Source organism: Pseudomonas sp. A125 (assembly GCF_055409485.1).
The window spans coordinates 11938-36713 of the sequence record NZ_JBUZVP010000023.1; the positions used below are offsets into that span (position 1 = coordinate 11938).

The 24776-nt window shown below is 60.7% G+C and carries 25 protein-coding genes; 22 read left to right on the forward strand and 3 right to left on the reverse strand.

Annotated elements, in window-relative coordinates; all coding sequences use genetic code 11:
* Positions 1-392: 392 nt before the first annotated feature.
* The 12 genes from urtA to ACZRN6_RS25925 all read left to right on the forward strand — a co-directional run bounded on the left by urtA (position 393) and on the right by ACZRN6_RS25925 (position 12265).
* Positions 393-1601 (forward strand): urea ABC transporter substrate-binding protein, encoded by a 1209-nt coding sequence (gene urtA / locus ACZRN6_RS25870; RefSeq protein WP_322145969.1) that lies wholly within the window; start codon positions 393-395, stop codon positions 1599-1601.
* A gap of 145 nt (positions 1602-1746) precedes the next feature.
* Positions 1747-2664, forward strand: coding sequence for an urea ABC transporter permease subunit UrtB (gene urtB / locus ACZRN6_RS25875; protein WP_169387756.1), 918 nt, complete (start codon positions 1747-1749; stop codon positions 2662-2664).
* Positions 2665-2674: 10 nt separating this feature from the next.
* Positions 2675-3835 (forward strand): urea ABC transporter permease subunit UrtC, encoded by a 1161-nt coding sequence (gene urtC, locus ACZRN6_RS25880; RefSeq protein ID WP_322145968.1) that lies wholly within the window; start codon positions 2675-2677, stop codon positions 3833-3835.
* The gene (gene urtD, locus ACZRN6_RS25885) at positions 3832-4590 is read left to right on the forward strand and encodes an urea ABC transporter ATP-binding protein UrtD (protein ID WP_088427091.1); all 759 of its coding nucleotides are present in this window, start codon (positions 3832-3834) and stop codon (positions 4588-4590) included. Before urtC ends, urtD begins: the two co-directional genes overlap by 4 nt.
* 10 nt (positions 4591-4600) lie before the next feature.
* Positions 4601-5290: an urea ABC transporter ATP-binding subunit UrtE gene (urtE, locus tag ACZRN6_RS25890; RefSeq protein WP_322145967.1), complete on the forward strand. Its 690-nt coding sequence runs from the start codon at positions 4601-4603 to the stop codon at positions 5288-5290.
* 183 nt (positions 5291-5473) lie between these two features.
* Positions 5474-6703, forward strand: a complete 1230-nt coding sequence (gene fmdA, locus ACZRN6_RS25895) for a formamidase (RefSeq protein WP_322145966.1) — start codon at positions 5474-5476, stop codon at positions 6701-6703.
* 2 nt (positions 6704-6705) lie between these two features.
* The gene (locus ACZRN6_RS25900; protein WP_464009167.1) at positions 6706-7053 is read left to right on the forward strand and encodes an FmdB family zinc ribbon protein; all 348 of its coding nucleotides are present in this window, start codon (positions 6706-6708) and stop codon (positions 7051-7053) included.
* A gap of 15 nt (positions 7054-7068) precedes the next feature.
* Entirely contained in the window at positions 7069-8112 is a 1044-nt protein-coding gene (locus tag ACZRN6_RS25905; RefSeq protein WP_322145964.1) for an aliphatic amidase, read from the forward strand.
* Between the two features lie 3 nt (positions 8113-8115).
* On the forward strand, positions 8116-9072 hold the full coding sequence (locus tag ACZRN6_RS25910) for an AAA family ATPase (RefSeq protein WP_464009168.1): 957 nt from the start codon (positions 8116-8118) through the stop codon (positions 9070-9072).
* 50 nt (positions 9073-9122) lie between these two features.
* The gene (locus tag ACZRN6_RS25915) at positions 9123-9695 is read left to right on the forward strand and encodes a DUF2239 family protein (RefSeq protein ID WP_464009169.1); all 573 of its coding nucleotides are present in this window, start codon (positions 9123-9125) and stop codon (positions 9693-9695) included.
* 22 nt (positions 9696-9717) lie between these two features.
* Positions 9718-11073: an MATE family efflux transporter gene (locus tag ACZRN6_RS25920; RefSeq protein WP_322145961.1), complete on the forward strand. Its 1356-nt coding sequence runs from the start codon at positions 9718-9720 to the stop codon at positions 11071-11073.
* Between the two features lie 181 nt (positions 11074-11254).
* Positions 11255-12265 (forward strand): hypothetical protein, encoded by a 1011-nt coding sequence (locus ACZRN6_RS25925; RefSeq protein WP_464009170.1) that lies wholly within the window; start codon positions 11255-11257, stop codon positions 12263-12265.
* Between the two features lie 29 nt (positions 12266-12294).
* Here the strand turns inward: ACZRN6_RS25925 and ACZRN6_RS25930 are convergent, their stop codons facing one another.
* Entirely contained in the window at positions 12295-13689 is a 1395-nt protein-coding gene (locus ACZRN6_RS25930; RefSeq protein WP_322145959.1) for a heavy metal sensor histidine kinase, read from the reverse strand.
* Positions 13662-14357 carry a heavy metal response regulator transcription factor gene (locus tag ACZRN6_RS25935; RefSeq protein ID WP_322145958.1) on the reverse strand — a complete coding sequence of 232 codons (696 nt, stop codon included), beginning with the start codon at positions 14355-14357 and terminating at the stop codon, positions 13662-13664. The genes ACZRN6_RS25930 and ACZRN6_RS25935 overlap by 28 nt, the downstream gene beginning before the upstream one ends.
* 204 nt (positions 14358-14561) lie before the next feature.
* Here ACZRN6_RS25935 and ACZRN6_RS25940 point away from each other — a divergent pair, with 204 nt between their 5' ends.
* The 10 genes from ACZRN6_RS25940 to ACZRN6_RS25985 all read left to right on the forward strand — a co-directional run bounded on the left by ACZRN6_RS25940 (position 14562) and on the right by ACZRN6_RS25985 (position 23476).
* On the forward strand, positions 14562-15170 hold the full coding sequence (locus tag ACZRN6_RS25940) for a hypothetical protein (protein ID WP_322145957.1): 609 nt from the start codon (positions 14562-14564) through the stop codon (positions 15168-15170).
* A 77-nt stretch (positions 15171-15247) separates the two neighbouring features.
* A complete protein-coding gene (locus ACZRN6_RS25945; protein WP_322145956.1) occupies positions 15248-15871 on the forward strand; it encodes a cytochrome b/b6 domain-containing protein in 624 nt (207 codons plus the stop codon).
* Positions 15864-16634, forward strand: a complete 771-nt coding sequence (locus ACZRN6_RS25950; RefSeq protein WP_464009171.1) for a molybdopterin-dependent oxidoreductase — start codon at positions 15864-15866, stop codon at positions 16632-16634. Before ACZRN6_RS25945 ends, ACZRN6_RS25950 begins: the two co-directional genes overlap by 8 nt.
* A 125-nt stretch (positions 16635-16759) precedes the next feature.
* A complete protein-coding gene (locus tag ACZRN6_RS25955) occupies positions 16760-17260 on the forward strand; it encodes a sigma-70 family RNA polymerase sigma factor (protein WP_322145954.1) in 501 nt (166 codons plus the stop codon).
* A 32-nt stretch (positions 17261-17292) separates the two neighbouring features.
* A complete protein-coding gene (locus tag ACZRN6_RS25960) occupies positions 17293-18267 on the forward strand; it encodes a FecR family protein (RefSeq protein WP_464009211.1) in 975 nt (324 codons plus the stop codon).
* A gap of 96 nt (positions 18268-18363) precedes the next feature.
* Positions 18364-20769, forward strand: a complete 2406-nt coding sequence (locus tag ACZRN6_RS25965) for a TonB-dependent siderophore receptor (protein WP_464009172.1) — start codon at positions 18364-18366, stop codon at positions 20767-20769.
* A 237-nt stretch (positions 20770-21006) separates the two neighbouring features.
* Complete coding sequence (locus ACZRN6_RS25970) at positions 21007-21942, forward strand: type III secretion protein (protein WP_464009173.1); 936 nt, start codon at positions 21007-21009, stop codon at positions 21940-21942.
* A gap of 95 nt (positions 21943-22037) precedes the next feature.
* On the forward strand, positions 22038-22364 hold the full coding sequence (locus ACZRN6_RS25975) for a hypothetical protein (RefSeq protein WP_464009174.1): 327 nt from the start codon (positions 22038-22040) through the stop codon (positions 22362-22364).
* A 160-nt stretch (positions 22365-22524) separates the two neighbouring features.
* Positions 22525-22872 (forward strand): hypothetical protein, encoded by a 348-nt coding sequence (locus ACZRN6_RS25980; protein ID WP_322145950.1) that lies wholly within the window; start codon positions 22525-22527, stop codon positions 22870-22872.
* A 7-nt stretch (positions 22873-22879) separates the two neighbouring features.
* Entirely contained in the window at positions 22880-23476 is a 597-nt protein-coding gene (locus tag ACZRN6_RS25985; RefSeq protein ID WP_323570976.1) for a type III secretion effector protein, read from the forward strand.
* 4 nt (positions 23477-23480) lie between these two features.
* Here the strand turns inward: ACZRN6_RS25985 and ACZRN6_RS25990 are convergent, their stop codons facing one another.
* Complete coding sequence (locus tag ACZRN6_RS25990) at positions 23481-24632, reverse strand: MFS transporter (RefSeq protein WP_322145948.1); 1152 nt, start codon at positions 24630-24632, stop codon at positions 23481-23483.
* Between the last annotated feature and the right edge of the window lie 144 nt (positions 24633-24776).

Sequence of the window (24776 nt, forward strand, 5' to 3'; positions counted from 1 at the left end):
GGCTGCGAAGCAGCCCCAAAACCTGCCGCCTCGGTTCGTCTGAAGATAAACGGTGGCTTTGTTAGGGCTGCTTCGCAGCCCAGCGCGGGGCAAGCCCGCTCACCACAGCAAGTGGGCTCACCACAGTGAGTGGGCTTACCACAGCAAGTGGGTTCACCACAGCAAGTGGGTTCACCACAGCAAGCCCGCTCACCACAGCAAGTGGGTTCACCACAGTGAGTGGGCTCACCACAGCAAGTGGGCTCACCACAGCAAGCCCGCTCACCACAGGCTGCTCGAAAATGGTGCGTAACGGCATACGTCAAATGACGTACTCCGTTACGTCAGGCTGCGTATACCCGCCCTGGCCACCTGCCGCCATGCTGACCCCCTCATTGCAGAGGAGTCGCCCCATGGAATCACGATTGATCCGCTCCAAACCGTTGCTGGCGTTATCACTGCTGGCGGCCAGCCTGTTCAGCCATGGCGTCATGGCCGATAACGAAGGCCTGGCCGTCACGCCGACGGAAGTCACCGTTGGCCAGTTGCACTCGGCCACCGGCACCATGGCGATTTCCGAAACCGGTTCGATCCAGGCCGAACGCCTGGCCATCGAGCAGATCAACGCTTCGGGCGGGATCCTCGGGCGGCAGATCAAGGTGATCCAGGAAGACGGCGCGTCCGACTGGCCGACCTTCGCCGAGAAAGCCAAGAAACTGCTGGTCAACGATAAGGTGGCGGCGGTGTTCGGCTGCTGGACCTCAGCGTCACGCAAAGCTGTATTGCCGATCTTCGAAAAAGAAAATGGCCTGCTCTACTACCCGACGTTCTATGAAGGCCTGGAACAGTCGAAAAACGTGATCTATACCGGCCAGGAAGCCACCCAGCAAATTCTCGCCAGCCTCGACTGGATCGCCAAGACCAAGGGCGCAAAGACCTTCTACCTGGTGGGCTCGGACTACATCTGGCCGCGCACCTCGATGAAGATCGCGCGCAAACACATTGAAAACGTGCTGCACGGCACCGTGGTCGGCGAAGACTACTACCCGCTGGGCAACACCCAATTCGGTTCGCTGATCAACAAGGTCAAGCTGAAAAAGCCTGACGTGGTGTTCGCAGCCGTGGTGGGCGGCTCCAACGTGGCCTTCTACAAACAACTCAACGCGGCGGGCGTGAATTCGTCCAAGCAAACCCTGTTGACCCTGTCGGTGACCGAAGACGAACTGCTGGGCATCGGCGGCGAAAACATGGCCGGTTTCTATGCCTCGATGAAGTACTTCCAGAGCCTCGACAACCCGAACAACAAAGCCTTTGTGGAAGCGTTCAAGGCCAAGTACGGCAAGGATGCAGTCATCGGCGACGTGACCCAGGCGGCTTACCTCGGGCCATGGTTGTGGAAAGCGGCGGTAGAGAAAGCGGGCAGTTTCGACGTGGATAAAGTCGTCGCCGCGTCCCCGGGCATCGAGCTGAAAAATGCGCCGGAAGGCTACGTGAAGGTCCACGAAAACCATCACCTGTGGAGCAAGTCGCGCATTGGCGAAGTACTGCCCAACGGCCAGTTCAAGGTGATCTACGAGTCGGATCTGATCGAGCCGAACCCGTTCCCGAAAGGCTACCAATAACCCCAAGGGTTAACACAACCCGTGTAGGAGCCGGCTTGCCGGCGATGCAGGCGACTCGGTCTGTCAGTTAAACCGAGGTGATGCCATCGCCGGCAAGCCGGCTCCTACGGGAATGTTTTTCACCAGGTCCCAGGAGACCATCATCATGGAATGGCTATCGGAATTTGGAGCCATCGCGGCGATGCAGGGGTTCAACGGCTTGTCCGTGTTCTGCGTGCTGTTGCTGATGGCATTGGGACTGGCAATCATCTTTGGCCAGATGGGCGTGATCAACATGGCCCACGGTGAGTTCCTGACCATTGGCGCCTACACCACGTATGTCTGCTCCAGCCTCACCGCGCACTTCGCGCCGAGCTTTCAGCCGTATTACTTTTTCTTTGCCATTGCCCTGTCATTCCTCGTCGCCGGCGCCGTTGGCTGGTTGGTGGAGTGGGCGATGATCAGCCGTTTGTACAAGCGGCCGCTGGACACGTTGCTCGCCACCTGGGGCTTGTCCCTGGTAATGCAGCAAACCTTCCGTTCGGTGTTCGGCGCCCGTGAAGTGAGTGCCGAACCGCCGGCCTGGCTGATGGGTTCGGTGAACCTCACCGACGCCATCGAAATCCCGCGCAACGGCCTGTTCATGATGGGCCTGACCCTGCTGCTGACCGGTGCGATTTTTGTCATGCTCTACCGTTCGCGCTGGGGCCTGCAAGTGCGCGCCACCGTGCAAAACCGCTTGATGAGCCGTGCGGTGGGCATCAATACGCGCAAGGTCGACCGCATGACCTTCGCCCTCGGTTGCGGCGTGGCGGGCGTGGCCGGTGCGGCGTTCACCACCATCGGCTCCACCGGGCCGACCGCAGGTTCGCAGTACATCGTCGACACCTTCCTGGTGGTGGTATTCGGCGGCGCGCAAAGCCTGTTCGGCACCATTGCCTCGGCGTTCGTGATCGCCCAGACCCAATCGCTGTCGGAGTTTTTCCTCAGTGGCTCGATGGCCAAGGTGCTGACGCTGTCGTCGGTGATTCTGATCCTGATGCTGCGCCCGCAAGGGTTGTTCTCCATCAAAGTGCGCAAGTAGAGGCGAACCGATGAAGGCTCTAGACAAGTTGCTGGGCGGCCAGCAAAACCTGATCGGCATCGCGCTGCTGGCGCTGTTGATCCTCGTGGTGTTCCCGCTGACCCTGGATGCGTTCCGCCTGAACATGGTCGGCAAGTACCTGACCTACGCGTTCGTCGCGGTGGGCCTGGTGCTGTGCTGGGGTTATGGCGGGATCCTCAGCCTCGGGCAGGGGGTGTTTTTCGGCGTCGGTGGCTACTGCATGGCGATGTTCCTGAAGCTCGAGGCCTCGGACCCGATCAGCACCAAAATCCAGTCGACGCCGGGCATACCGGACTTTATGGACTGGAACCAGATCACCGAACTGCCCTGGCTCTGGGTGCCGTTCCACAGCTTCACCTTCACCCTGTTCGCGGTGATTGCGGTGCCGGTGCTGCTGGCGTTCATTATCGGCATGGCGCTGTTCAAGCGGCGGGTGGGTGATGTGTATTTCTCCATCGTCACCCAGGCGATTGCGCTGATCCTCACGGTACTGATCGTCGGCCAGCAGGGCCTCACCGGCGGCGTCAACGGCATCACCGACCTCAAGACCCTGCTGGGCTGGGACCTGCGCGGTGACGGCGCGAAGATGATCTTGTACTTCATCAACGCCGGGTTGCTGTTTGGCTGCATTTTCATCGGGCGTTTCATCCTCGCGTCAAAGCTGGGCCGGCTGTTGATGGCGATGCGCGACAAGGAAGAGCGGGTGCGGTTCTCCGGCTACGACGTGGCCAGCTTCAAGATCTTCGTGTTCTGCGTGGCGGCGGCGTTCTCGGCGATTGGCGGGGCGATGTTTGCCTTGCAGGTGGGCTTTATGTCGCCCTCGTTCGTGGGCATCGTGCCGTCGATCGAGATGGTGATCTTTGCGGCGGTCGGCGGGCGCATGTCGCTGCTGGGCGCGGTGTATGGCGCGTTGCTGGTGAACTACGGCAAGACCTACTTTTCCGAATCGTTTCCCGAGCTGTGGCTGTACCTGATGGGCGGGCTGTTTATCGCCGTGGTCATGTACTTTCCCAACGGCCTGGCGGGGTTGTGGGACAGCCATGGTCGCCAGGCCCTGGCCAGGTTGTTGCGGCGCCCGCCGGTGGTCAAAGCTGAACCTGTGAAGATCAAACCCAAGGCTGAAGCCAAGATCCTGGAGACACAGCCATGACCGCCGTTGGTTTTGAAATGAAAAAACCCGTGTTGGCTATCGAAGGCCTCACCGTATCGTTCGACGGCTTCAAGGCTGTCGATAACCTCAACCTGTATATCGACCGTAATGAAGTGCGGGTGGTGATCGGCCCCAACGGTGCCGGCAAAACCACGGTGCTGGACCTGATCTGCGGCAAGACCCGCGCCACCAGCGGCAGCATCCAGTTCGATGGCCAGGAACTGACCAAAATGCGCGAGTACAACATCGTGCGTGCAGGCGTGGGGCGCAAGTTCCAGAACCCGTCGATCTACGAAAACCTCACAGTCTTTGAAAACCTCGAGATGTCGTACCCGGCCGGGCGCAAGGTCTGGGGCGCGCTGTTTTTCAAGCGCAATGCCCAGGTGATCGCGCGGGTCGAGGAGGTGGCGCGGGAGATCTTCCTTGGCGAGCTGCTCGACCAGCAAGCCGACCTGCTGTCCCACGGGCAAAAACAGTGGCTGGAAATTGGCATGCTGCTGATGCAAGACCCGGAGTTGTTGATGCTCGACGAACCGGTGGCCGGGATGAGCGTCAACGAGCGCGCACAGACCGCCGAGCTGCTCAAGCGCATCAGCCAGGGCCGCTCGGTGCTGGTGATCGAGCACGACATGGAGTTCGTCAAAAGTATCGCCCACAAAGTCACGGTGCTGCACCAGGGCAAGGTGCTGGCCGAGGGCAGCATGGAGTCGGTGCAGAGCAATCCGAAAGTCATTGAAGTGTATTTGGGCCACTGAGGAGTCGGGCATGTTCAAGATCGACAAACTGTCGTGTGGGTACGGGCAGAGCCAGATTCTTCACGACCTGGAGCTGAACGTGGCCAAGCGCGAGATCGTCGCGGTGATGGGCCGCAACGGCATGGGCAAGACCACCTTGTTCAAGAGCCTGATGGGTATTTTGCCGCAGTGGCAAGGGCAGGTCAGTGTGGACGGGCACGATGTGTCGCGTCTTGAAACCCATGAGCGGGTGGAGCGCGGGATTGCCTATGTGCCTCAGGGGCGGATGATTTTCCCCAGCATGAGTGTACTGGAGAATATCCAGACCGGGTTGCCGGCGTCGGCCCGGGGCAAAGTGCCTGAAGACCTGTATGCACTGTTTCCGGTGCTCCATGACATGCGCTCGCGCAAGGGTGGCAACCTGTCGGGCGGCCAGCAACAGCAGTTGGCGATTGCCCGGGCTTTGGCGACGAATCCGAAGGTATTGTTGTTGGATGAGCCGACGGAGGGCATCCAGCCTTCGATCATCAAGGACATCGCGCGCACCTTGAAGGAGATCCGCAATTTGCGGGACTTGACCATTGTGGTGTCGGAGCAGGTGTTGTCGTTTACGTTGGAGATTGCTGATCGGTTTTTGGTAATTGAAAAAGGTCGTTTTGTGATTGAGGAGACTCGGGATCGAGTGGATGAGGCGACCATCAGCCGTTACCTGTCTGTGTGATTTTTTTGGGGTACATATCCGTTATTTGGGTGATGGCTGAAATTGGAACCCTGGGCGGGCGTTACCCAAATAACGGAGATACCCCCCAATCAACCCCAGATACGTCATCCAACGTATTCCCCGTTTCACCCCATTCCCCGGAGACTGGCCCCAACGCCCACGCCATCCCTCGGGAGCACGCAGATGACCGATACGCTGATCAAAGTCGACCTCAACCAACCCGTCACCGAAAACGAGCAGATCCACAACCGTTGGCACCCGGATATCCCGATGGCGTGCTGGGTCAAACCCGGCGATGACTTCATCCTCGAAACCTATGACTGGACCGCCGGCGCCATCAAGAACAACGACGACGCCAGCGACGTGCGCGACGTCGACCTCTCCACCGTGCACTACCTCTCCGGCCCGGTGGGCGTACACGGCGCCGAACCCGGCGACCTGCTGGTGGTCGACTTGCTCGACATCGGCGCCAAGGCCGAGTCCCAATGGGGCTTCAACGGTTTCTTCTCGCGCCAGAACGGTGGCGGTTTCCTCACCGACCATTTCCCCAGCGCGCAAAAAGCCATCTGGGATTTCAAGGGCATGTTCACCAGTTCCCGGCACATCCCGGGCGTCAACTTCGCCGGCCTGATCCACCCCGGCCTGATCGGTTGCCTGCCCGACCCGGTGATGCTCGCCGACTGGAACCGCCGCGAGCAGGAACTGATCGACACCAACCCGACCCGCGTGCCGCCCCTGGCCAACGCGCCGCTGGCCGCCACCGCACACATGGGCAAACTAAAGGGTTCGGCGCGTGACGACGCGGCCGCCACTGGTGCCCGCACCGTGCCGCCGCGTGAGCATGGCGGTAACTGCGATATCAAGGACTTGTCCCGCGGTTCGAAGATCTACTTCCCGGTGTACGTCAACGGTGCCGGCCTGTCAGTGGGTGACTTGCACTTCAGCCAGGGCGACGGCGAAATCACCTTCTGCGGCGCCATCGAAATGGCCGGCTGGGTGCACATGAAGGTCGAGCTGATCAAGGGCGGCATGGCCAAGTACGGGATCAAGAACCCGGTGTTCAAGCCCAGCCCGATCACCCCGAATTACAAAAACTACCTGATCTTCGAAGGCATCTCCGTCGACGAACAGGGCCAGCAGCACTACCTGGACGTCAACGTTGCTTACCGCCAGGCCTGCCTCAATGCAATCAACTACCTGACCAAGTTCGGCTACTCGCCGGCCCAGGGTTATGCGTTGCTCGGCTCGGCGCCGGTGCAGGGGCATATCAGCGGCGTGGTGGATATTCCCAACGCGTGCGCGACGTTGTGGTTGCCGACGGAAATCTTCGAGTTCGATATCAACCCCAACGCCAACGGTCCCACCAAGTTCCTCGACGGCAGCATCGACCTGCCCATTGCCCCGGACCTGTAGCCATGCCGACCTACGAATACGCCTGTGAGTCCTGCGGCACCTTCACGATGCTGCGGCCCATGGCCCAGCGTCACGCGCCCAGCCAGTGCCCGTACTGCGACAGCCCGGGCGGGCCGTTGCAGTTGTCGGCACCGGCGCTGACCAGCTTGTCGGCCAACCAGCGCAAGGCAATCGCCGGCAACGAACGCAGCGCCCACGCACCGCAAACCGTCAGCGAATATCAGGAAGCACGCAAGCACCCGGCTGGCTGCAGTTGCTGTGGCACCAGCAAACCGGTGGTGCCAAGCAAGGCCAACCCGTTGGGCCTGAAGACCAAAACCGGGCCGCGGCCCTGGATGATCAGTCACTGACCGAGGAGATTTGCAATGCGCCATGGCGACATATCCAGCAGCCCGGACACGGTCGGCGTTGCTGTCGTGAACTACAAGATGCCGCGCCTGCACAGCAAGGCCGAGGTCATCGATAACGCGAAGAAGATTGCCGAGATCATCGTCGGCATGAAGCAGGGTTTGCCCGGCATGGACCTGGTGGTGTTCCCCGAATACAGCACCATGGGCATCATGTACGACCACGATGAGATGATGGCTACTGCCGCCAGCATCCCCGGCGAGGAGACCGCGATTTTCTCGGCGGCCTGTCGCCAGGCCAACACCTGGGGCGTGTTCTCCCTGACCGGCGAGCGGCACGAAGAACATCCGCACAAGGCGCCGTACAACACACTGGTGCTGATCAACAACCTCGGCGAGATCGTGCAGCGTTACCGCAAGTGCATTCCGTGGTGCCCGATCGAGGGTTGGTACCCGGGCGATCGCACCTACGTGTGCGACGGGCCCAAGGGCATGAAGATCAGCCTGATCATCTGCGACGACGGCAACTACCCGGAGATCTGGCGCGATTGCGCGATGAAAGGCGCCGAGCTGATCGTGCGCTGCCAGGGCTATATGTACCCGGCCAAGGAGCAGCAGGTGCAGATGTCCAAGAGCATGGCCTGGGCCAATAATTGCTACGTGGCGGTGGCGAACGCGGCGGGGTTCGATGGGGTGTATTCGTACTTCGGGCATTCGGCGATCATCGGTTTTGATGGCCGTACCCTGGGCGAATGTGGCGAGGAAGAAATGGGCATTCAATACGCCCAGCTGTCGGTCTCGCAGATCCGCGATGCGCGGGCCAACGACCAGTCACAGAACCATCTGTTCAAACTGCTGCACCGTGGCTACACCGGCATGCATGCCTCGGGCGACGGCGACAAGGGCGTGGCGGACTGCCCGTTCGAGTTCTATCGCACCTGGGTGCTGGATGCGCAAAAGGCCCAGGAGAATGTCGAAGCATTCACCCGCAATACCGTCGGTGTTGCCGAATGCCCGGTGGGGCAATTGCCCCATGGCGGTAAACAAAAAACGGCGGGTTAAGGCATGCGGTTTACCTTTGAACCGGCTCAGGTCATGGCCTTGCTGCGCAGCCGTATCATCGGCCAGGAGGCCGCTCTGGCCCAGGTGGAAGGGTTGCTCAACGTGGTCAAGGCCGACATCGGTGAGCGCGAGCGGCCGTTGAGCGTCAACCTGTTCATGGGGCCTACCGGGGTCGGCAAGACGGAAATCGTGCGCCTGCTGGCCCTGGCTTTGCACGGGCGTACTGATGGTTTTTGCCGTATCGACATGCATACCCTGGCCCAGGAACATTACGCCGCCGCCCTCACCGGTGCTCCACCCGGTTATGTCGGCAGCAAGGAGGGCATCAGCCTGTTCAACAGCGAACTGATCCAGGGCAGCTACAGCCGCCCCGGCATCGTGTTGTTCGACGAGTTGGAAAAGGCCAGCCAGGAGGTGGTACGCAGCCTGTTGGGCATTCTGGAAAACGGCCAGCTGACGTTGGCGGGCGGCGCTCGCACGCTGGACTTTCGCAACAGCCTGATCTTCATGACCAGCAATATCGGCGCGCAGCAAGCGCGTCGGCATCGGCAGCGGTTTGCCCCGTTGCGCTGGTGGGGCCGTGGTGAGGCGAGGGTGTTGGAGGACGCCCTGCACAGCCATTTCGAGCCGGAGTTTCTCAATCGCATCGACCGCATCCTGATGTTCGAGCCCATCGATCATCCGTGGCTCGAAGCGTTGCTGGAGGTGGAACTGGGCAAGCTCAATCAACGCCTTGCGGTGCAGCAGCGCTCGTTGGTGCTGGATGAGCCTGCACGGGCCTGGCTGTGTCGCGACCATGACGTACGGTTTGGCGCACGCGCCCTGGGCCGGCGATTGCGGGTGGAGCTTGAACCGGCGATTGCCGAATGCCTGTTGCGTGACCCGGGCGTGCGCAGCATGGCTGCGACAGCCGGGGGTGACCGTGTGCTCGTTTCACGACTTGCGGCTTGCAACCTATGAGATTAAGGCTAATATCACCCGGGTAGAACAATAACGCCCGGGTAAAAATCATGAGCTCGCCCCATTTTCCCTGCTGCACTGCCTTCCTTGGCCACCAACGCGTGGCTGCCGGTTTCTATTCTGACGTCGCCGCACACCTGGCCAGCCTCGAACTGTCGGCGGGCAGCCTGTTGGTGTTCGATGACGCCAGCGGTGTTCAAGTCGACCATCCGTGGCCCGCCGGTTATGCGCCCGAACAGCCAATGGCCGCGCAGGCGCAGGCGCAGGTGCCGGCGTCACCGGCTGTAGGGCGACCCAAGCTGGGCGTGGTCGCCCGTGAAGTCACCCTGCTGCCACGGCATTGGGAGTGGCTGGGGCAACAGCGCGGCGGCGCCTCGGCGGCCTTGCGCCGGCTGGTGGATGAAGCGCGCAACGCCCATGCCGAGCACGATGAGCGCCGCCAGGCCAAAGAATCCAGCTATCGTTTCATGAGCGCCATCGGCGGCGACCTGCCAGGTTTTGAAGAAGCCTCACGGGCGTTGTTTGCCGAGGACGGCGCTGAATTTTCCAACAAGATTGCGCACTGGCCGGTGGATGTGAAGTTGTACCTGGCCTGGTTGTCACGCAACGCTTTCCCTACCTGATTGCATTGAGATTCGAACCTTCATGGAAGTCACCCAGCAGCGACCGTTATGGCAGATCTACCTGATCTTTCTGGCACCCATGGTGCTATCCAATTTCCTCCAGAGTTTTTCCGGCACGCTGAACGGGATCTACGTCGGGCAAATGCTTGGCACCCAGGCCTTGGCGGCAGTGTCGGGGATGTTCCCCATTGTGTTTTTCTTCATCGCCCTGGTGATCGGCCTGGGGGCGGGCGCCTCGGTGTTGATCGGCCAGGCATGGGGCGCGCAGGAAACCTCGATGGTCAAGTCGATCACCGGCGCCACCCTGACCCTCGGTGCCTTGATCGGAGTGATCGCGGCCGTGTTGGGCAGCGTGTTTGCGCGCCCGGCCATGCAGGCCCTGGGCACGCCGGTGGACGTGCTGGATGACGCAGTAGGCTACGCGCAGATGATGATGTTGATCATGCCGCTGCTGCTGGTGTTCATCCTGTTCACCCAACTGCTGCGGGGCGTGAGCGACACGGTGTCGCCGTTGTTGGCGCTGGTGGTCTCGACCACGGTGGGGCTGGTGCTGACCCCGGCGCTGATCAAGGGCTGGCTGGGCTTGCCGCCGATGGGCATCCAGAGCGCGGTGCTTGCGGGGCTGGTGGGTAATACCCTGGCAATGACCTTCCTGGTGCTGCGCCTGCGCCATAAAAACCACGTGATGGCGCCGGATCGCGAGTTACTGGCGGCGCTGCGGCTGGACCGGGTGATCCTGGGCAAGGTGCTGCGTATTGGATTGCCGACCGGGTTGCAGATGGTGGTGCTGTCGCTGTCGGAGTTGGTGATCCTGGCGCTGGTCAACAGCCACGGTTCCCAGGCAACTGCGGCGTATGGGGCGGTGACGCAGATCGTCAACTATGTGCAGTTTCCGGCGCTGTCGATTGCCATTACCGCATCGATCCTGGGGGCGCAGGCAATCGGGGCCGGGCGGCTGGAACGGATCGGGCCGATCCTGCGCACCGGGTTGCTGATCAACCTGTGCCTGACAGGCGGGTTGATTGTGCTGGGGTATGGGTTGTCGCACTGGCTGCTGGGGTTGTTCATCACCGACGAGGATGCACGGTTCAAGGCCGAGCACCTGCTGCATATCATGCTCTGGAGCATTCTGGTGTTTGGCTTCCAGGCGGTGGTGGGCGGGATCATGCGCGCCAGCGGCGTGGTGCTGGTGCCGGTGGGGATTTCGATCGTTTGCGTATTGGGGGTGGAACTGCCGGTGGCGTACCTGCTCAATGCGCGGTTTGGGCTGGAAGGGGTGTGGATGGCGTTTCCGGTGACCTACCTGGCGATGTTGGGGTTGCAGACGGCGTATTACCGATTGGTGTGGAGGCACAAGCAGATCAAACGGTTGGTGTGACTTTCTTACGGCGTGATGGGCTTTTTCCCTCAGGGAAGCTGCGGCTTTGGAACTGTTTTTGCGCGGATTACCACAGAACAGTGGACCATCTTCCTGCTTGGCAAGGTGGCCAGTCAGGGGGTCGATGCACCTCGGCCCCAGAGGGAATTACAAAACCCAACCTATTGGAGAGTCAGTCTCAATGTCATCAATCAACATGCCGCACATCCAAATGCCCGGATCGAATCAGTACGGTCAGAACACTAATTCTCAACCAGTGTTTAACCCCTATGAGAATGCAAACAATCGAGACATCAGTGCGGCATTTAAAGTCAATGTGGACATTTTTACCGACGAAGAAACCGGGAAGCCGACGCAGGCGCGACTTCGCGCAATTGCCAATCGCCCACTGACCGGCAAGGTGGCCGACGACAATATGACGGTGTTGGCCACTGAAATCCTGCGACGCCCTGAGTTGAATAAAACGTTGGTGCCGCAGTATGAGTGGGAAGCCCCTAAAACAGATGAAAAAAAGAAGGATTTGCCGGTAGGGGCGCAGGGCGATGGCCTGGCGCGCCAACGGGTTGAGAACGCTGACAAGGGCACCGGGCAGCCCAACCCCTATGCGGGCAACAGTGGCGCGCAACTTGCCGATTACGCGCTGGCCCGTTTCAGTTCACTGGCAGACGCAGACGGGTTTATCACCGATAAGTCCCTCGCCATAGTCGCCTCCGGGAAACATTCGGACGGTACACCGGCTTCGCAGGCGGAGATCAACCTGGCCAATGCGATTCTGGACAAGGGCGGTTTATTTACCCAGTTCGACAAAGGCGACGGGAAACTCGACGGTAAAATTTCCAGGGACTCGCTCGATCAGTTCATCAACCCGTATGCCAACACGAGTGACCAGGATCTTCTTGACCGCCTGGCGAGCGTCTTCGATGAGCTCATGGCAGCCTTCGGTGACAACCAGGGCAAGTTTGTTGGCTACGACACGCTTGAAGAGGCGGCCGGGCTACGGCCAACCACCCAGGTGTTCAGTCGTGAGGCACAAGCCGTAGCCCGTGAGCTCTTCAGCGAGAGGCGTTCCACCCTTGTGCGCAATTTGGACAATGGTGGCAATGGTGGGCGGCCAGACCGGATTTTTCATCAAGCCGACATAAAATCCTTGAAAGGCTCCTTGCCTGCGCCTTCTCTGCTGCAAAATAAATGAAGGTACCCGCCGCCTGGACGGTTGCCGGCTCAGTCAGCGGGGAAGCACAACGAAAAACGAATGGTCCCCGGCGTTGGTTGTTCGACGCTTACCTGACCGCCATGCAGTTGCATGATCGCCGCAACGATTGCGAGGCCAAGGCCGTATGAATCGGAGCTCTGGTGGCGGGACGCATCGCCTCGGTAAAAGCGGTCGAACAACTTGCGCAGGGTTTCATCGGCCAGCACCGGGCCTTGATTTTCCACGTCAATGCGCCACCCGGACCGGGTCGCGGCCACTCGCATCAAAACCTTGCTGCCTTCGTCTGCGTAGCGAATGGCGTTGGCTACCAGGTTGCTCAATGCCCGGCGCAGCAGCAATGGGTCTGCGTTGGCCATGCCATTGCCGACAGCCTGCAGGGTGATCTGGCGCTCCTCTGCCAGGCCTTCGAAGTAGTCGCAGATGCGCTGGATTTCGTCATGCAGCGACAGCGGTTGACGCTCCACCAGCGCCTGCGCTTCGTCGGCCCGTGCAAGGAATAAAATACTCTCGACGATGCGGGAAATACGCTCCAGTTCTTCCAGGTTTGAAGCGAGCAGTGCCTGGTACTCATCCAGGGTGCGTGGCTGGCGCAGTGCAACCTGGAAATGCCCCATCAATGAGCCAAGCGGGGTGCGTATTTCGTGAGCCAGGTCGGCAGAAAACTGTACAAGGCGCTGGTAACCGTTGGCGAGTCGGTCGAGCATGGCGTTGTAGGCGTCACTCAGTTGCTGCAATTCAACCGGCGTGTCTGCGCTGTTCATACGGCTGTCGAGCCGCTGAGGCGTGATGTTCGCCGCGTGTACCGCCATTTTGCGTAACGGGCGCAGGCCGCGGCGCAACAGTAAGTAGCCGAGCACCGCGGTGACCAAAAATGCCAGGCTCACCGCCAGGTAGATGCGCTCGCGAAAGTCCTTGAGCATGGCCATTTCCTTGTCCATGAGGTGCGCGGCGGTGAGCCGAACCTCGCGGCCCTCGGAAGTCGTTTGCACGGTGGCGGCGCGCAGCGGCACGCCGGCGTCGGTCATGGCGCTGCGTAGGTCCTCAACACGCATCGCGGCGTCCGGATTGATCACGGGCAGGTCCGGCAGTACAACACCCAGTGGGTTGACCTTGATCACGGGCTCCTGGCCGGGCTCACCGATGATGAAGATGTCGTCTTCACTGTCGAGCATGTTCTTGAAAATTTGCGGGCTGTCGCGCAGCTTGTCCAGGGCGAGCTCGTAGTGCAGCAGCTTGCGGAAGTGGTCCAGGCGTCCCATCACGGCATGGTCGGTGTTCATCAGCACTGACGCCCGCATGGAGGCGTACAGGTAAAAGCCTGCACCGGCCACGGCGAGCATGGCGACCAGCGAGAACGCCAGCGTCGAGCGCAGGGTCAGGGATGGCTGGCGTCGGGGCCACATGACCGTACCTCGCAGACGTAGCCGATGCCGCGCACCGTATGGATCAGTTTGACCGGGTAGGGCAGGTCGACCTTGCTGCGCAGGCGCTTGACAGCGACATCCACCACGTTGGTGTCGCTGTCGAAATTCATGTCCCAGACCTCCGAAGCAATCTGTGCCCGGGACAACACATCGCTTTCCCGGCGCAGGAACAGGTGCAGCAGGGCGAACTCCTTGTTGGTCAATACGATGACTTGCTGCTGGCGGGTGACACGACGGCGGACCAGGTCCAGCTCCAGGTCGGCAAGGTGAAAGTGATCGATTTCCCGGACCACTCCACGGCGCAGGATAGTGCGAATGCGCAACAGCAGTTCGGTGAAAGAGAAGGGTTTTACCAGATAGTCGTCGGCCCCCAGTTCCAGGCCGCGAATGCGGTCGTGCAGTTGGTCGCGGGCCGTCAGGAACAGCACCGGGACGTCTTGCCGGGCACGCAACAGTTCGATGATCTGAAAACCGTCGATGCCGGGCAGCATCACGTCCAGCACGATCAGGTCGTAGGCTGTTTCCAGTGCCATGTGCAGGCCGTCGGCGCCGTGCTGGGTCCAATCGACTTTATAGCCGGACTCGCCAAGGCCCTTTTTCAGGTACTCGCCGGTGCTCGCGTCGTCTTCAATCAACAAAATATGCATTCAGGTGTGCTCGGCTCTCTCTGCCAGATGGCTACAAGCCTAATATGAAACAAAGTTTAACCAGCTATGGGATTGTCGCGGGTTACATTTTTGTCATTCGCGGTGCCGGGGCCGTCGATGACAAAAATGTCATCTGCAGGTCATCGTGGAGGCCCGGTTGGGTTTGGAAGATGAACCCACTTAAACCAGTGAGGAATCCCCAACATGAAGCTCAAGAGTGCTCTGTCCACCACGTTTGGTTTATTCATGGTGGGCGCTGCCGCGATTGCCGCCGCGGCGGATATGCCGGTGATCAAGCCGTTGCGCGGCGTGGTCGAAAGTGTCGACAACAACACCCTGACCTTTACCTCCCGCACCGGTGCCCACCAAACCATCGGCCTGACCGACAAGACCGGCATTGTCCGGGTGTCCAAGGCGGATATCGATTCAATCAAGGCCGATAGCTTTGTGGGTTCGGCCGCCACGCCGCAAGCGGACGGCACGCTCAAGGCACTGGAAGTCACCGTGTTCGAATCCAGCCTCAAGGGCAGCGGTGAGGGCCACTACGGTTGGCAAAATGCCGATGGCACGACGGGCACCATGACCAATGGCACTGTAGGCAAGTTGTCCAATGCCAGCGGCCGCACACTGACCGTCAATTACAAAGGCGGTGAGAAACAGCTGGTCGTGCCCACTGATGTGCCCATTGCTTACGTCGAGCCTGGCAAGGCCGATGAGTTGGTAAAAGGCGCGAAAATTGTGGTGTTCCCTGCACAAGATGGCAGCGCACGCGGGGTCGCGGTTGGTAAGGACGGCTTCCAGCCACCTATGTAAAACGTCGGTACTGTGGCAGCGAGGCCCCCGGGCCTCGTTCCCGCAGGCGCCGCCTCGCCGTTGCAGGAGGGAGCAGCATGAAACGAAAGCGAATCCATCCCTGGCCTGTGCGCCTCACCCATTGGCTGAACGCCATGTGCATGGTGTGTATGTTCATGAGCGGTTGGGCGATTTATAACGCGTCCCCGCTGTTTGCGTTCAGGTTTCCAGTGCAGGTGACGGTGGGTGGCTGGTTGGGCGGCTCGCTGGCCTGGCATTTTGCGTTTATGTGGTTGTTGGTGATCAACGGCCTTGTTTACGTGCTCTACGGCCTGTTCAGCCGCCATTTCCAGCGTGATTTCCTGCCCGTTACCGTCCAGGCGGTCAAGCGTGATCTGAACGATGCACTGCATTTTCGCCTGGCCCATGAGAAGGGCGTCTACAACGCGGTACAGCGCCTGATGTATGGGGTGGTGCTGGCGGCCGGGGCGTTGGTGGTGGTTTCGGGCGTAGCGATCTGGAAGCCGATCCAGTTGCAGAAATTGGTCGCGCTGCTCGGCGGCTATGACAGCGCGCGTTACGTACATTTTGCAGCGATGGCGGCCATTGGCGCGTTTGTCGTCGTGCACCTGGTATTGGTGCTGCTGGTGCCGAAAACCCTGTTGCCCATGATCACAGGTGGCGTACGGCCAATTGAAAAGGGGAGCTTCGATCATGAATGAACCCAAAAAAACCACGATTCAGCGCATCAGGCTCGAGCCCGCCCAGCAGCTTCAGCTGGAAAGTATCCAGCGTCGGCACTTTTTGCGCGGCGGCCTGACCGTCGGCGCCATGGCAATGCTCACCGGCTGCAATTTGCAGGACGGCGACCAGGTAGACAAAGTGTTATGGGCCATGTCGCGCTGGAACGACCGGGTCCAGGCCTGGCTGTTCAGTGGGCAGACACTGGCACCGACCTTCAGCAAGGCGCAAATGACCACGCCATTTCCCTTCAACGCGTTCTACGGCGAGGACGACATACCCGAAGTCGATCTGTCGAGTTATTCGCTGGCCGTGTCTGGCCTGGTTCGAGACAAAGCACCCTGGACCCTGCAAGGGTTGCGCACGCTACCGCAACGAACCGACATCACGCGCTTGGTCTGCGTGGAAGGCTGGAGCGCTATCGGGCAGTGGGGCGGCGTGCCGCTCAAGACCTTTCTGGAACACATCGGCGCAGACACTACCGCCAAGTATGTGGGCTTCAAGTGTGCCGACCGTTATTACTCCAGCCTGGACATGCCCACCGCACTCCACCCGCAAACCCTGTTGGCGCTGGACTACGGTGAAGTTGCACTGCCTGCGGAGTATGGGTATCCGCTGCGCGTGCGCGTGCCCACCAAGCTGGGCTTCAAGAACCCCAAGCATGTGGTCGAGGTTTTCATTGGCAATGACAACCCCGGGGGCTACTGGGAAGACCAAGGCTACAACTGGTTCAGCGGGATCTGAACGCTTGACTCCACACCTGCCGCAGGCGCGGAGCCGGTCACACCTGGCCTCGGGCGACGGGAAGCAATTGCCCTGCTTAATAGGAAGCATTACTATTCACGCCCCGCCTCCCCAGTGCTCCCCCGATGACTCCTCAGCCGCCCCGCAGAACAGGCTTTTTCGAGCACTACGAAGAGTTGATCGGAACCTGGACGCGCCGCCTGAGAAACCGCCAGCAGGCCGAGGACCTGGCCCACGACACCTTTGTGCGGGTGCTTGAGTCCACGTCCACCACGGTTGCGCAACCTCGCGCCTACCTGCATCAAACGGCGCGCAATATCGCGGTTGACGCTTATCGCCGCGAAGACCGTCGGGAGGCGATGGCCCTGGAAGCGTTTGATCAGAGTTCGCCGCACAGTGGCGACCCGGAGCATTTCATGCACGCGATCCAGCTGGCGGACTCCATCGAGCGGGCCTTGGCCGAGCTGCCGCTCAATTGCCGCAAGATTTTTATCTGGCAGAAAATCGAAGGCCTGACCCAACAGGAAATCGCCGAGCGCCTGGGCCTGTCTAAAAACATGGTGGAAAAGTATATGATCCGCACCCTGCGGCATCTACGTGACCGCCTGGACGCGATGGCCCCATGACCAATGCCCGGTTTGAAACAGGATCTTCCATGATGGATACCCGTGAGTGTGCCTGCGGCAGTGCCACGGCCCGCGATGAGGCGGCGCAGTGGTTTGTGCGTGTGCAGGACAGCCCGTTGAGCGTCGAAGAACGCGAGCGTTTTGACGCCTGGCGTGCCGAGCATGCCGAACACCAATACGAATTTGATGTGCTGCAAGGGGTGTGGAGCGCCACCGACCTGTTGCCCAAGGCGCGCTTGCAGGCGTTGTGCGATTCCCCCGCGCCACGGGCAAAGCGCCGGCCCGTGCTGCGGTATGCGGTGGCGGCGAGTGTGCTGGCGGTGGCCTTGGGCCTGGGTTTGTTCAGTGGCCTGGACCATCCGGCGGCGTACAGCGCCGAGTTCCGCACGGCGCTGGGGGAGCGCCGGCAGGTGGCATTGCCCGACGGGTCGCTGATGGATTTGAACAGCCGCAGCGTGGTGGCGGTGCACTATGAAAAAGGCCGGCGCGGCATCGAACTCAAACAGGGCGAGGCGATGTTCAGCGTCGAGCACGACGCCAGCCGGCCCTTTGTGGTGGCGGCCGGGGCAGGGCAGGTGACGGTTACCGGTACGCGCTTTGATGTGCGCCGCGATGAAGACCAGACCCGCGTGGTGGTCGAGGCCGGTACGGTCAAGGTGCAAGGGCGCTCACCGGATGAAATCGTAATGCTCACGGCCGGCCTCGGCACTCATGTGGATGCCCGGGGCCAGGTGGCAACGGCCTACGCCGTCAACCCCGCAGAGTTGACCGCCTGGCGCACCGGCAAACTGGTGTTCAACAACGCCACCCTCGGCGAAGTGGCCCGGGAAGTCTCGCGGTACCGCGAGCAACCGTTGCGGGTCAGTGCACCGGCGGTGAGCAACCTGCGATTGACCAGCGTGTTCAAGTCCACCGACACCGACGCCTTGCTCAAGGCCTTGCCGCACATCCTTCCGGTGGCCTTGCGCACCCTGCCTGACGGTAGCCAGGAAATAATTTCACGATAGATTCAGGTTTTTTCCGAGTTCTTCGTCTTCTTGTGCAACTGCAACTGGTTTGCATTAACAGCCGCACTCTCTTGCGATCACAGGACTCCGTTCGACGTGAAAAAACTCGCCGTGAAAAACAATAAATCATCCCGCTGGGCACCTCTTGCGCTGGCATTGGCGGTAAGCGCCGCGATGCCTTCGGCGTTTGCCGACGATGGCATTCATATCAAGGCCCAGTCTTTGGGTTCGGCCCTGAGCCAGTTGGGCCAGCAAACGTCCCTGCAAGTGTTCTTCAGCCCCGACATGGTGGCCGGCAAACAAGCCCCGGCCGTGGACGGCAACCTGTCGCCCGAACAGGCCCTGCGCCAATTGCTGCAAGGCAGCGGCCTGGATTACCAGATTGATGCGGGCTCCGTGACCTTGCACCCACTGACCAAAGGCACCGGCGAAGCAGGTTCCCCGCTGGAACTAGGTGCCACCGACATTAAGGTAGTGGGTGACTGGCTGAGTGACGCGAACGCCGAAGTGGTGCAAAACCACCCGGGTGCGCGCACTGTAGTGCGCCGCGAAGCCATGGTGGAGCAGGGCGCGATGAACGTCGGTGACGTGCTGCGCCGGGTTCCGGGTGTGCAGGTACAGGAAGCCAACGGTACGGGCGGCAGTGATGTGTCACTCAACGTCGGCGTGCGTGGCCTGACCTCGCGCCTGTCGCCGCGCTCCACCGTGCTGATCGATGGCGTGCCGGCGGCGTTTGCCCCCTACGGCCAGCCACAGTTGTCGATGGCGCCGATTTCCGCGGGCAACCTGGACAGCATTGACGTGGTGCGCGGCGCCGGTTCGGTGCGTTATGGGCCACAAAACGTCGGCGGTGTAATCAACTTTGTGACCCGCGCCATTCCCGAGAAATTCTCCGGTGAAGTCGGCACCACCCTGGAAACTGCGGCCCACGGCGGCTGGAAGCACATCGAAAACGCCTTTATTGGTGGCACCGCTGACAACGGCATTGGCGCAGCGCTGTTGTATTCGGGCACCAAGGGTGACGGCTACCGCGACCGCAACAATTCCAATGACATTGACGATGTGCTGTTGAAGACTCACTGGGCACCGACCGACCAAGACGATTTCTCCCTCAACTTCCACTACTACGACGCCACCGCCGACATGCCGGGCGGCCTGACCCAGAAGCAGTTCAACGCCAACCCGTACCAGTCGGTGCGTGACTGGGACGACTTCACGGGCCGCCGCAAGGACGTGTCCTTCAACTACATCCGCCAAATCAGCGACCGCACCCAGGCCGAAGTGCTGACGTACTACACCGACAGCTTCCGTGGCAGCCACATCGCCAACCGCGACCTCAAGACCCTGGGTGTCTACCCGCGCAGTTACTACACCTTTGGCATCGAGCCACGGGTGTCCACGGTGTTCGACCTGGGCCCCACCACCCAGGAAGTGGGCGTGGGTTATCGCTACCTCAAGGAGGGCATGCATGAGCAGGCCAGCAGCCTGGCACTGGTCAACAACGTGCCGACGCCGGTTGGCCAGAACGACGGCCACGTCTACCAGGACCGCACCGGCGGCACCGAGGCCAATGCGTTCTACATCGATGACAAGATCGATGTGGGCAAGTGGACGATTACCCCGGGCATCCGTTTTGAGCGGATCAACACGCACCTGCATGATCGCCCGGTCGTCGCCTTGAATGGCCAGCGTGTGTTGGAGAAAAACCGCAAGGTCAACAGCAACGAGCCATTGCCGGCCCTGAGCGTGATGTACCACGTGTCGGATGCCTGGAAACTGTTCGCCAACTACGAAACGTCTTTCGGCAGCCAGCAATATGCCCAGGTGATCCAGGGTGGCAACGGTGACCAGACCGCCAACGGCCTGACCCCGGAAAAAGCCAAGACCTATGAAATAGGCACCCGTTACAACAACAACGTGTGGGGCGCCGAGGTCACTCTGTTCTACATCGACTTTACCGACGAACTGCAATACGTCAGCAACGATGTGGGCTGGACCAACCTGGGCGCCACCAAGCACCAGGGGATCGAGACCTCGGCCCATTACGACCTGTCGAACCTCGACCCGCGCCTCGACGGTCTCACCGCCAACGCAGGCTTTACCTACACCAAGGCCACCTCGGAAGGTGATGTAGCCTTCAAGGGCCGTGACCTGCCGCTGTACTCCCGTGAAGTGGCGACGGCAGGCCTGCGCTACGACATCAACCACTGGACCCACAACCTGGACGTCTACGCCCAGTCCGGCCAGCGCGCGCCCGGCACCGGCACCACTTACGTTACCCAGGGCACGGCCGATGGCCAATACGGTGATATCCCGGGCTACGTTTCGGTCAACGTACGCAGCGGTTATGACTTTGGCGCGCAACTGTCGAACCTGAAGCTGGGCGTAGGGGTTAAAAACGTGTTCAACCAGGAGCACTACACCCGCTCCAGCGACAACAACGCGGGGCTTTACCTGGGCGCGCCGCGCACGTTTTTCGTGCAGGCCAGCGTAGGATTTTGATGGGTGGTTGATGTGAGCTGATCCAAGGCATCGGCACACCGATGTGGCGAGGAGGGCAAGCCTTCTCGCCTCAGCCTTTCTTCCTACTCTTTTTCGAGCGATTTCTGCGTCTGCAGGAACTGAATTCGACCCGTTCGCCACACAAGGAGGTGCCCACTTTCCAGGGGATACCTTGCATCGCCGAGGTGCCTTTGATCCGGGAGTGAATCGTGTCAATACGCCGAACTGGAGATGCAGATGTCGGTACCCGTGCTCAATCAATCCGTTGCCAATTCCCCCAATAATCCCGCGCAGCCCCCGGCTGATACCGTCACGTTGACGCTGGCACGCTCACCTTCCGGGCAAGAATCGGTCTCCGTCAGTTTCGGCGCGCCGGAGAATAAAACCGGCCCGATGTTCGCAAACTCGCCGATGCACAGCCCCATGGAACCGCGCGGTTCATCTACTGCGTCAAACGCCAACAGCCTTCCGGGCGGCCTGATGGGGCAGTTGCAGGCACTGTTTGACCGCATCAAGGCGCTGTTCAATGGCCGGCCCGATCCCGCCCGGCCAACGCCCGGGTATTGCCGCCCGACTCCTGCCAAGCCCTCGCCCGGCTACGGCCGCCCGGACCCACATTATTCGAGGCGCAGCAACGATCAACTGGGGGAGTTGCTCAAGGACAACTTCAACGCATTCAAGGCGCCAGGCAGGTCCCATGTCACGAAACAAAGCCTGGAAGACATGGCCGGCAAGCGGTTGACCGGTAACGAGGCCAATGACCAGAACATTCTTTTGGCCCGGGAACTGCTGCGACGTCCCGAGGTAATGCAAGCTTTTGATCGAAGCGGTGGAACCGGCAACCTGGATGGTCGAATCACCCGGCAGGACCTCGATGCCGTACTCAGCTCCGACAACCCGTTGAAGTACCAGAGCGACAAACAGATCGCCGAACAGATGTTGAATGACTTTAATGGCCTGAAGGGCGGTTTCTGGAGAAAGTCCGTCAGTATCAGCGATCTGCGACGCCTGGCCGCGGCGCCTTTGTCGGGGAACCCAAAGCAGGACCAACTCATCCAGTTGGCACGGGAAGTCACCCAGCGCTCCAGCCTGTTGGAAGCAATGGACAAGGGTAGCAGCGGACACGCCAACGGCAAAATCAGCAAGCACGCCCTGCGCTGGTTGTCTCGCTAAACCCGTTTGGACCTGATCACGCCGCGACTGCATCGTGGCGTGATTTACCGTGTTGATGAATTTGCTGCTTCTATATCCTGCGCCAAGGTTTAGACATGGCCTCAATTTCGTTTGGCCACCCCAATGCCTGCCCCAAGCCTGCCTGTGGTGCGCCGCCGGGCAGCGTCGCTGTATCCAAGGGCAATAACCGCGTGGAGGGTGCCGAAGCCCGTCGCGTGAAGAACTTTACCGGGCAGCACACGTTTCAGGTCCCCGCTGCTGACGATTTCATCAAAGGCATGTTGCCCCACGGGCAGTTGCCTGCCACGCAAGCTTCTGCGGTGCGCCAGTTTTGCAGCGTGGTGGGGTCTATGGTCAGTGCGATAAAAAGCCTTTGGCAGGTGAAGAAACCGAGCTGTCCAGCGGCGCGGAAACCTGACTGATCCAGGGATTTTTACATGTTGTCATGGGAACGCTTCGCGAGTGCGGAACCATTGCCGTCGGGGCACCACACACTTTTGGCTTGTTAATCGCGCGAGCGAAACGGCCGTTACCGATGTGATGACCAGGCAAGCGTGGATCTAAAATTGGTGGAGATGAATCATGAGAATTGATCGCGGGTCAGGCTACTTGCAGCCCGGTGGTACGGGCCGATTTGAGGTGACACCGGATGAGGGCGTGCGTACCGCGCAGGTGGCTTCAAATGAACCGGTTGATGCTTGCCGGCAAGCCAATCATCAACCGGGCGCCACGGCTTTTAGGTCTTCCGGTTACAGGCCACCGTTGCGCGGTGAAAATCACTGGAGGAGTTTGCTCAACCATTTGCCGCTCCAGAACGATGCTGTCAACCACTCCCGGCGGTCCAACCCCTACATTGACTTTCCGGACAGCGAGTTGTTGAAAGCGGTGAGCAGCCAATTTCCCATGCTGAAAAAACTCAATGAGAAGTGATGGGCTGATGCTGTCCTCGCTGCAGCGAATCGCCGGCAAAAAGCTCGGCGTAAACCCGCAAGCCGATAGCGCCATCCTGCTGGCCAAGGCGCTTGTGCAGCGCCCGCGGCTGATCGATGCGATCACCGACAAGGACGGCAATATCACCAGCGAAGGCCTTTCGAGGGCCCAGAGTGTGGTGTTCGGCAACAGCGACCCGGGTGCGTTCAGCCCGGATCCTTTCCACGCCAAGAGCAACGCCGAGCTCATTGAAGTGTTCAAGGCGATGTTTACCCAATTGCGTGACAGGAGCCGGGACCGCAAGGGGTTCTTTGAACACATCGGCTACGTCAACATCGAGGTGCTGGTTAACATGAGCAAAGACCCGGACGAACTCGACAGCCGGAGCGAACCGGTGCTCGACCCCGCCACGGGGCTGGCGCGCAAAAAGTACGATGAACAGCAGGTATATCTGGCGAAGAATATCGTGGACAGACCCGGGTTGTTGCAATCCCTGCAAGCCGCCCATGGCAGCGGGCGGCGGATCTTTGGCAGCCATTACCAGGAGGGCTGGCTCAGTAGCAAAACCCTCGATCGCTGGCTTGAACTCAAAAAAACCCGGTAAGGCCTCATACCCGAAGTATTTTGCCGCTGATCGCCACGCCGATCAGCATCACGGCGATGAGTACAAAGGCCGTACTCAGGCTGCTGCCGTGGGCAATAAAGCCGATCACCGCCGGGCCGGCGAGAATGCCGGTGTAACCCAGCGTGGTGATGGCCGGCACGGCAATGTGTTCCGGCATGACGGTCTGCTTGCCCACGGCGGTGTACAGCACCGGTACGATGTTCGAACACCCGGCACCTACCAGTGCATACCCCAGCAGGGCAGTTTCCCAGGCAGGCAATAGCGTGGCCAGCAACATACCGGCGGCCGCGAGTGCGCCGCCGAATACAATCACCCGGGTTGCGCCCAGGCGGCGAACAATCCCGTCGCCGGTCAGGCGCCCGACCGTCATCGTCAAGGCAAATGCGGCGTAGCCAAGGCCTGCATAGGCTTCGTCAAGGCCGCGCTCGGCACTCAAAAACACCGCGCTCCAGTCCAGCACGGCGCCTTCGGCGAGAAACACGATGCAGCACAGGCAGCCGATAAACAGCACCACCCCATGGGGCACGGCAAACGCCGGCCCTGAGCTTTCACTGCCATAGGGCAGCAAGTGCGGCCCGGCCTTGAGCAAGGCCAGCGCGATAATGACGACGACGGCAAAGGTCGCCTGCAATGGCGACCAGCCCAACCCCAGCAGCCCGCTGACACCCGCCGCACCGACGATCCCGCCCAGGCTGAATAACCCGTGGAAGCCCGACATCATGGTCTTGCCGCTGGCGCGTTCGACCATCACCGCTTGCAGGTTGACGGTGGAGTCCACCGTGCCCAGGCCGGCCCCGAACACAAACAGCGCGGCCATCAGCAACGGAATCGAGGTGACAGTGGCCAGCATCGGCAGGCCCAGGCAAATCAGGATCGTCCCGCCGGTGGCCACGCGCCGGATACCGTGGCGCGAGGCCAGGGCCCCAGCGACCGGCATCGCGATCATCGACCCCACCCCCAGGCACAGCAGCAACAGGCCGAGGGTGCCTTCATTGAGTTGGGCGCGGGCCTTGGCATACGGCACCAGCGGGGCCCAGGCGGCGATGCCGAAACCTGCGATAAAAAACGCGATGCGGGTCGACATTTGTTCCAGCCGCCCGGGTACCACGGGCGCTGGGGTGCTGATGGCGGTCATGACAAATCCTTGGTTTTGCGTTCAACGAACGATGTGCAGCGCAACATCCTTGCACATCAGGCCGTATCGAGCGAGCCAGGTTCCCTTGGCGTGCCTGCCGTCGTCTGCATTTTTTCCATGACCATGGAACGCTATTGCCCTTTT